This is a genomic window from Streptomyces sp. ISL-11, assembly GCF_018614525.1.
Lineage (GTDB): Bacteria > Actinomycetota > Actinomycetes > Streptomycetales > Streptomycetaceae > Streptomyces.
The window spans coordinates 19553-27501 of record NZ_JAGGOL010000082.1 but is presented as its reverse complement, the minus strand read 5'-3'; the positions used below and the strand labels follow the sequence as shown (position 1 = coordinate 27501).

General features: G+C 70.4%; 10 protein-coding genes. 4 read left to right on the top strand and 6 right to left on the bottom strand.

All coding sequences use genetic code 11. The annotated features are described in order from the left end of the window. Positions 1–57: 57 nt before the first annotated feature. Positions 58–963: an SIS domain-containing protein gene (locus tag J7E86_RS18220; RefSeq protein WP_215082753.1), complete on the bottom strand. Its 906-nt coding sequence runs from the start codon at positions 961–963 to the stop codon at positions 58–60. A 207-nt stretch (positions 964–1170) separates the two neighbouring features. Between J7E86_RS18220 and J7E86_RS18215 the strand changes: the two genes are divergently transcribed. Genes J7E86_RS18215 through otsB form a run of 3 tightly spaced genes read left to right on the top strand, consistent with a single transcriptional unit; the run spans position 1171 to position 3601 of the window. Beyond that, entirely contained in the window at positions 1171–2445 is a 1275-nt protein-coding gene (locus J7E86_RS18215) for an extracellular solute-binding protein (protein ID WP_215082752.1), read from the top strand. Positions 2446–2455: 10 nt separating this feature from the next. Further along, positions 2456–2701 (top strand): DUF3263 domain-containing protein, encoded by a 246-nt coding sequence (locus J7E86_RS18210; protein WP_215082751.1) that lies wholly within the window; start codon positions 2456–2458, stop codon positions 2699–2701. 60 nt (positions 2702–2761) lie between these two features. Beyond that, positions 2762–3601 carry a trehalose-phosphatase gene (otsB, locus tag J7E86_RS18205; protein WP_215082750.1) on the top strand — a complete coding sequence of 280 codons (840 nt, stop codon included), beginning with the start codon at positions 2762–2764 and terminating at the stop codon, positions 3599–3601. Positions 3602–3650: 49 nt separating this feature from the next. Here otsB and J7E86_RS18200 read toward each other — a convergent pair whose 3' ends face one another. Continuing rightward, positions 3651–4508, bottom strand: coding sequence for a GNAT family N-acetyltransferase (locus J7E86_RS18200; protein WP_215082749.1), 858 nt, complete (start codon positions 4506–4508; stop codon positions 3651–3653). 55 nt (positions 4509–4563) lie between these two features. Further along, positions 4564–5085 carry a hypothetical protein gene (locus J7E86_RS18195; protein WP_308312632.1) on the bottom strand — a complete coding sequence of 174 codons (522 nt, stop codon included), beginning with the start codon at positions 5083–5085 and terminating at the stop codon, positions 4564–4566. Positions 5086–5304: 219 nt separating this feature from the next. Here J7E86_RS18195 and J7E86_RS18190 point away from each other — a divergent pair, with 219 nt between their 5' ends. Next, a complete protein-coding gene (locus tag J7E86_RS18190; protein WP_215082747.1) occupies positions 5305–5721 on the top strand; it encodes a hypothetical protein in 417 nt (138 codons plus the stop codon). 48 nt (positions 5722–5769) lie between these two features. On the opposite strand, the gene J7E86_RS18185 is transcribed toward J7E86_RS18190, so the two are convergent. From J7E86_RS18185 to J7E86_RS18175, 3 genes are read right to left on the bottom strand one after another with little or no spacing between them, the layout of a single operon-like run. Then, positions 5770–6852: a transcriptional regulator gene (locus tag J7E86_RS18185; protein ID WP_251019310.1), complete on the bottom strand. Its 1083-nt coding sequence runs from the start codon at positions 6850–6852 to the stop codon at positions 5770–5772. Then, complete coding sequence (locus tag J7E86_RS18180) at positions 6836–7045, bottom strand: DUF397 domain-containing protein (RefSeq protein WP_215082745.1); 210 nt, start codon at positions 7043–7045, stop codon at positions 6836–6838. The genes J7E86_RS18185 and J7E86_RS18180 overlap by 17 nt, the downstream gene beginning before the upstream one ends. Further along, positions 7042–7860: a helix-turn-helix transcriptional regulator gene (locus tag J7E86_RS18175; RefSeq protein WP_215082744.1), complete on the bottom strand. Its 819-nt coding sequence runs from the start codon at positions 7858–7860 to the stop codon at positions 7042–7044. The genes J7E86_RS18180 and J7E86_RS18175 overlap by 4 nt, the downstream gene beginning before the upstream one ends. Between the last annotated feature and the right edge of the window lie 89 nt (positions 7861–7949).

Below are 7949 nucleotides of genomic sequence, written 5' to 3'. Positions count from 1 at the left end.
GCCCAGTGGCCCGGCGGGCGACCTCGAACGGCCTCGTGGCGAACGACGTCGCAGGCCCTACCCCTTCAAGATCACGCTCCGCGTGAGCCCCCGTGGCGTGTCCGGGTTCAGGCCCCTGGACTCCGCCACCGCCACCGCCAGCCGGTGCACGCGCACCAGGTCGGCCAGGGGGTCGAGGCCGGAGTCCGCGACCGCCGTGCCCCCCGCCCCCGCGACCTCGGCCGTCAGGCCGGCCGGCACCGGGCCGAGGATCCACGTCACCCGGCCGGGGCCCGTGATCGATATCGGCCCGTGCCGGTACTCCATCGCCGGGTACGCCTCCGTCCAGGCGCCCGCCGCCTCCCGCATCTTCAGGGCCGCCTCCTGGGCCAGCCCGTACGTCCAGCCCGTCCCCAGGAACGTCCACTGCTCCGCCCCGAGCGCAACCTCCGGCAGCGGCGCGGCGAGCGCCGACTCCGCGTCCTCCGCCGCCCGGAGGACCGGATCGGGGCCGTCCAGCCCCGCCCGGAGGAACGCCAGGGCCGTCGTCGCGAACCGGGTCTGGACGACCGATTCCTCGTCCGCCCAGTCCAGGACGGCCGTGGCGATGGCCGCGTCCATGACCGGCGTCGCGGGATCGGCGGTCAGCGCCAGCGTCTCCGTACGGCCGCGCAGCGCGCCCAGCAGGTCCAGCACCTCGGTCGTGGTCCCGGACCGGGTGATCGCCACGACCCGGTCGTACGCGCGGCCGAGCGGGAACTCCGACGCGGCGAACGCGTCCGTCACGCCCTGCCCGGACGCCTCGCGCAGGGCCGCGTACGCCTGGGCCATGAACCACGAGGTGCCGCATCCGGTCACGGCCACCCGCTCGCCCGGCCGGGGCAGCCCCGCTCCGCTCCCGGCCGCTGCGGCGGCCTCGGCGGCGCGGCGCCAGCAGTCGGGCTGGGTGGTGATCTCGTTGGCGGTTCGGGAGGAATCAGACATGTGCTGGTGCTCCTTGCCGGATGCGGAACGGGGTGCCGCGGATACGGAACGCGTCGGACCGTGCATAGCAGCCGGGCGCCGGAGGAGGGAAGGGCGATACCGAAGCGAAACCGGAGCCGACTGGACCGTAAGGTGGCGCGCGGGAGAGACTCACGGTCTCCAGCGACGAAGACGAATGAAGACGAACCACGAAGGTGGGCAGCAGTAGTGCAGCGGCGGCGGTTCTTGGGTCTGACGGCGGCAGGTGCCGCCACGGCGGCGTTGGCGCCCGCACTGACGGCGTGCGGGAGCGACGGGCCCGGTACGGGCACCAAGACGCTCAAGCTGGTCGCGGCCGACTACGGCGACAAGCCGGCCAACAGCTCGAAGAAGTACTGGAACGCGCTGGTCGGCGAGTTCCATGACAAGCACAGCGGCATCAAGGTCGACGTCGAGGTCTACAGCTGGACCGACGTCGACCGCAAGGTCGCCGAGATGGTCGAGGCCGGCAAGGCCCCCGACCTCGCGCAGATCGGCGCGTACGCCGACTATGCCGCCGCAGGCAAGCTCTACAGCGCCGAGCAGCTGCTCACGGTCCCCACCCAGGCCGACCTCATCGCCTCGATCGCCAAGGCCGGCGAGGTGCACCGGGTGCAGTACGGTCTGCCGTTCGTCTCCTCCAGCCGCCTGCTCTTCTGCAACAAGACGCTCTTCGCCAAGGCCGGCATATCGAAGGCGCCCGAGAGCTGGGACGAGCTCCAGGCCGCCGCCGTGAAGCTCAAGGCCGCCGGAGTCAAGATCCCCTACGGTCTGCCGCTCGGGCCCGAGGAGGCCCCGGCCGAGACCATGATGTGGATGCTGGGTGGTGGCGGCGGCTACACCGACCGCAACGGTTCGTACACGATCGACAGCCCGGACAACGTCCAGACCTTCAACTGGCTGCGCGATGAGCTCGTCGGCAAGGGGCTCACCGGCCCCAGTGACCCCTCCCGCACCAACCGGCAGGAGATCTTCGACGCGTTCACGGCCGGCAACGTCGGCATGCTCAACGGCCACCCGACGCTGATGCAGCAGGCCGCGGCCAAGGGCATCAAGTTCATGACCGCGCCGCTGCCGGGCCGCACGGCCAAGTCGAAGTCCACGATGGGCGTCGCCGACTGGATGATGGCCTTCAAGCAGAACGGCAACAGCGAGGCGATCGGCACGTTCCTCGACTTCGTCTACAGCACCAAGAACGTCCTGGACTTCACCGGCCAGTACGACCTGCTGCCGGTGACGTCGAGCGCCTCCGCGAAGATGCGCGGCGACAGGGACCACCAGAACCTGTGGCAGTTCCTGGACCAGATGGAGAACGCCGAGTTCTACCCTGCCGACAAGACGTCCTGGGCCAAGGTCAGCAAGGCCCTCAAGGAAGGCATCGGCGCGACGGTCAAGGCCGGAGGCGACCCGGGCAGCGTGCTCAGCGAGATCCAGCGCGAGGCGCTGGCCACCGGCAGCCGCTAGGTTGGCGCCCGTGAGCCCGCCCCAGGAGCCGGACCTCCTTTCCGACCGGGACCGCGCCGTACTCGCCCTCGAAGGGCGGACCTGGCCCGGCCCCGGCGCGAAGGAACGGGCCATCCGCGAGCGCCTCGGCCTCACCCCGACCCGCTACTACCAGCTGCTCAACGCCCTGCTCGACGACCCGCGCGCCCTCGCCCACGACCCGGTCACCGTCAACCGGCTCCGGCGGCTGCGGGACGCGCGGCGCGAGCGGCGCTGACCCCCGGCGGACAGGCCGGTTCCGGCCCGTCCCGGTGCCGGGGGCAGTAGGGTCGGCCCCATGGGCAGTCAGCAGCTCCCCGAGCCAGTCACCCCCGCCGGCCGCGAGGGCCTTGCCGCCCTGCTGGCCGAGCCGCGGCGCGCGGTCGTCGCCCTCGACTTCGACGGCACCCTCGCCGACATCGTCCCCGACCCCGAACGGGCCCGCGCCCACCCCGGCGCCGTGCCCGCGCTCGCAAGCCTCGCCCCGAAGCTCGGGTCCGTAGCCGTGATCACCGGCCGGCCGGCGGGCGTCGCCGTGCGGTACGGCGGGTTCGCCGGCGTGCCGGGCCTGGAGAGCCTCGTCGTCCTCGGGCACTACGGCGCCGAACGCTGGGACGCCGTCACCGGCACCGTCAGCGCGCCCGCCCCGCACCCCGGCGTCGCCGCCGTCCAGGCGGAGCTGCCCGGCGTGCTGGACGCGTCCGGCGCCTGGCAGGGCACGTGGGTCGAGGACAAGGGCCGCGCCATCGCCGTCCACACCCGCCGCGCCGCCGACCCGCAGGCCGCCTTCGACGCACTGAGCGGCCCCCTGCACACGCTCGCCGAACGCCACGGCCTGATCGTCGAACCCGGCCGCCTGGTCCTGGAACTGCGCCCGCCCGGCATCGACAAGGGCGTCGCCCTCGCCGAGTACGTACGCGAAGCCGGCGTCGAGTCCGTCCTCTACGCCGGCGACGACCTCGGTGACCTCGCCGCGTTCGCGGCGGTGGAGAAGCTGCGCTCGGACGGGCTGGCCGGCGTGCTGGTGTGCAGCGGCAGCGCGGAGGTCGCGGAACTCGCCGAGCGGGCCGACCTGGTGGTCGACGGGCCGAGCGGGGTCGTGGACCTGCTGACGGCGCTGGCGAAGCGGCTGGGATGACGGCAGGGGGAGAATCCGGGCATGGGGCCGAACGGCCCATGAGCCGCCGCTACTCCACGGGCTCGGCGATCAGTGCGGTGGCCACGCGGCGGAAGCCGAGCCGGGCGTAGATCCTCGCGACATCGTCGTCGCCCGCGGACAGGAACACCGTCTCGACACCGCGCGCCCGGGCGTCGGCCACCAGCGCCGCGGTGACCGCGAGCCCGAGGCCGCGGCGGCGTGCGGACGGCAGGGTTCCCACTCCGACGACCTCGCTGACCGTCCCGACCGGCTGGTGCTGACCGGCGCACAGCGCCGTGCCGTCCCGCACCGCGGCGGCGAAGCAGGTCAGACCGGCCCGGATGCGTGCCGCCGCCTGTTCCAGCGACTTGTCACCGGCGGTACGGTCCCGCATCGCCTCGCGCAATTCCGCCACGCCGGCCGTACCGACCCGGGTTCCAGGATCGGCGAAGGCCAGGTGAGGGGCGGCCAGCGCGCTCGGCAGCACGGGATCGTCGGGGCCGACGGTACGTATCACCACGTCGTCGTCCCGGTCGGGCAGGGTGAGGGCCGGGGCGTGCGGGTCGAGCGCCATCAAGGGGTGCTCGTGCACCACGAGCCCCGTCCGCTCGACTGCGGCCCGCAGGGCGGGGGAGGTCTCGGCGACCCACTCGAAGCTCTCCGGAATGCCCAGTTCCCGTTGCCGGGCGCGCACCCGGGTCACGTCGGTGGCAGTCACCGCCGCCCCGGACCACCCCAGCGCCGGGCGGGCGTAGAAGGGCCACCCCTGCCCGTTCCGGACGAACAGCGACAGCGGGCCGAAGTCCTCGACGCGGGCACTGGAGCGGGGAACGGCGTCGTAGTACCGCTCAAGCCGGTCGAGCAGTTCACGGTGGTCATCTGGGTCTGGGAAGGTCACATCGCGCATCCAAGCAGCACGCCGCGGATCGCTGCCACTGAATTGTGCCTGGGCCGACCATGGCTCACTGGCGCTTGCGCCACTCCACTTCCTCCGGGCTCATAGGGCCGCTGATCCTGTACACATCGCCGATCCGCAGATTGTCCGGCGTCATGAACTCCTCGTGCGCTCCGATGACGGTGACGGACACGAGCGAATCGGGCTGCCAGTAAGTGCGGTAGCACGGCGACTGCACGTCCAGTTCCGGGACCTCCACCAGGCGCGTGCCGCGCCTCTCCAGCAGTCTCCGCAGCTTCTCGAAGCGCAGCCGCCGGTCGAACCGTCCGTACCGGTCGCGGATCGTCCCGTTGACCACCTTGCCGCCGCAATCCGCGAGCCGGTGCACTTGCAGGCTGAAATGAGTGCCTGTCCAGGGGTGTTCGGCGGACTCGCGGTGCCAGAAGAACTCGGCCATGCCGTAATCGCGCCACATGCTGGAATCGTGGAAGGAGTTCTCGGCGAAGTCCGGCCCGAGGGCTTCGGTGACCCGATCCGGGGTATCGGTCGGCTTCGCGCCGAGCACGGTGCCGGAGGTGACGACGTTCATGTAGAACGCGAGGGAATGGGGAGTCAATTGCCGTTCCTGAATTAGGTGAGTCAGCCGCGGCGGGGCACGTTAACAGCAACCGCACGCCTGTGCGGAAGCGACTCTGGGTCGCCGATGTGATCAAGTGACCATGCGTAACCATGCTTGCCTGTCTGCGTTACTCCATCCGTGCCAGGGCATCCGCCCCGCGCCGCCCAACTGCCGTAGGAGTACGCACCGATGTCCCAACCCTTCAAGCGCGCCTTCGCCGTCCTCTGTGCGGCCACCGCTCTCGGTCTCAGCGGTTCGGTGACCGCCGAAGCCTACGATCACGCCCCCAAGGCGACCATCCTGGACCTCTACATGGGCAAGCAGGCCCTGCTCAACACGCATCAGACCCTGCGCGCCCACCTGACCGACGACCACGGCAACCCGGTCTCCGGCGCGTACATCCGCATGTACACCCCCGGCCACTCAATGCTGTGCCAGCGCGCCACGGACAGCCACGGCGACGCCACGTGCGACGCTCCGCTCGCGCCGCCTGCCGAGCTCGTGAACGAAACCGTCAACGGCTACAACGCCCGTTTCGACGGCAACGACCGCTACCTTCCGGCAGAGGCGCACGCTCCTGCGACGCTTGTCGCCGGGGACCTGTGAGCCTCGTCCGTGTGAGCGGTCGACCAGTCGCAACCGTCAGGGGCGAGCTCAGGCGAGGAGCGAGGCGGGGGTGACGAGCCGGGCCCGTTCGTGGAGGTCACGGGCGGCGGGGTTCCGCAGATGCGGGCGGATCATTGCGAACATGGTCTGCATGCGCTGGTCGACCCGGCCGCTTTGCACCAGCGGGTATTCGTCCAGGGCCTCGTTCCACGCCGCGCAAGCCGCTTCCAGGTGGCCGACCTGCATGTGGAATTCGCCGAGCGTGGCTCGTTCTTTGACCCGCGAACGGCGATAGATGTCGTAGCAGAGCCTGTCGGATTCCTTCATGGCTTCCACTGCCCCAGGCAAGTCGCCGAGTTCATGGCGCACATGGCTGATGTGGTAGTGAAGTGACGACGGGTCGTACGAACCGAACGCCTTCTCCCGCGATTCCGCCTTGTCCATGGCGGCCTCCGCCTCGCGGAGGTAGATCAGCGCGTTGTTGCGATCTCCGGTCTGCGCGGCCGCGTGCGCCTGCTGCCCGGCCAGGAAAGCCCGCATTCTCGGACCGGCATTGGGGGACGCGGCCGCCGCCGCGTCCGCCAGCCGCATCGCCGCCGGGCCATGGCCCAGGTCGACCGCCTGGACGCTCATGCCGCGCAGGGTCGTGCAGTACGTGAGGTGGTCCTCGGAGGCGCCGGCGAGTTGGAGGGCCTTGAGGTAGTACTGCTGGGCCAGGCCGTGGACGCCTTCGTCGACGACCATGTAACCGGTGAGGTAGCAGAGGTCGGAGGCGGCCGACATCATCGCCTTGCGGACCGGTTCGGGGGCGTCGGCCTTGAGGTAGGGGGCGACGGTGTTGACGAGGAACGCGGCGGCCATGGGGCGGGCGTGACGGCCGCCGAACTGGTCGTCGAGTTCGGAGACGCGTTCGGTCATGGCGATGACCATGTCGACCTCGGCCATCCCTATCCGCTGGGCGCGGCCGGTCTGTACGGCCTCCATGCGGCCGACGACGTCGGGCCAGTCGGGCACGGTGAGAGCCACGGAGAACAGCCCCGCGCCGATGACGCTGCGGCGGGAAGGGTCCATGTCCTGCCTCCCAGGGCCGGTGCGGCGGCGGTTGTCGGCACGCCTATGGGCAGTACCCATCCTTGGCCGCCGTTATGAACGTCGACCATGCCCGAGCGGAGAAGACGAGGGTGGGCCGGTGGAGGCTCTTGCTGTCCCTGACCGGGACAACGCCGGGTATGTTGTCCGCGACTTCGACACAGTTCGCGTCGCCACCGTTGCTGTAACTGCTCTTGTGCCAGGTGGCGGCGGTGAGATCGAGGGTGCTTCTCATGGCGTGCTGTCCTCCATGACGTGCTGGATGAATGTCACCGAATCCGGTGGCGAGAGCGCCAGGTCCCGGACGTGATCGTAGGACAGGCGGTGCTGGGCGACTTCGGCCGTGTCATCGATCAACTCACCCGATTTGCTGCTCTCGAAGTAGGCGAGTGACTGACCGTCGGGCAGCCAGAGCAAGGTGAGGGAACCTCCCATGAGGTCGTGCACTCCGGCTTCGAACGGCAGCACCTGAATCGTCATGTACGGCGAGTTGGCCGACCGGACCAGGTGCGCGAGCTGGTCCCGCCACACCCGCCGGTCGGCGGGCGGCCGGCGAAGGGCGGCCTCATCAAGGATGACCCGGATGCTCGGCGGAGGGTCCCTGCGCAGCAGCTCTTGCCTGCCGATCCGGGCGGCGACGTGCTCTTCCGGGTCACCGCTGTCGGGCACGGGGCCGGAGGACAGCACGAGCCGGGCATAGTCCTCCGTCTGGAGCAGACCGGGTACCGCCAGCATGTACTTGTGCATGATCGTGGCCTGCGCCTCGTACTGCATGAACGTCCGGTACCGGTCCATGAAGACTTCCTGCCGCGCCAGTCCCCACAGCCGGGTCAGCAGGCCGCCGGTCTTGTAGACGCCGTCCAGTGCCTCCATCACGGGAAGCTGGGACAGCCGTTCGCCGGTCTCCAGACGGTGCAGGTAGGTGCGGTCGTAGGAGGTGTCCTCCGACAGCTGGGCCAGCGACTTGCCGGACTCCTCCCGGAGGCGCCGGATCTCGAACGCGAGCACCCATCGCGCGGAGTTCTCGCCTTCGAATGGACGTTCCTTCACCTCAACTCCCTTGCGTTGTCCGGGTTCTGGACAACAGTCACCCCCTGTTGAGCGTAGCGCCGGATCGCAAGGCTGTGAGGGCACTCATG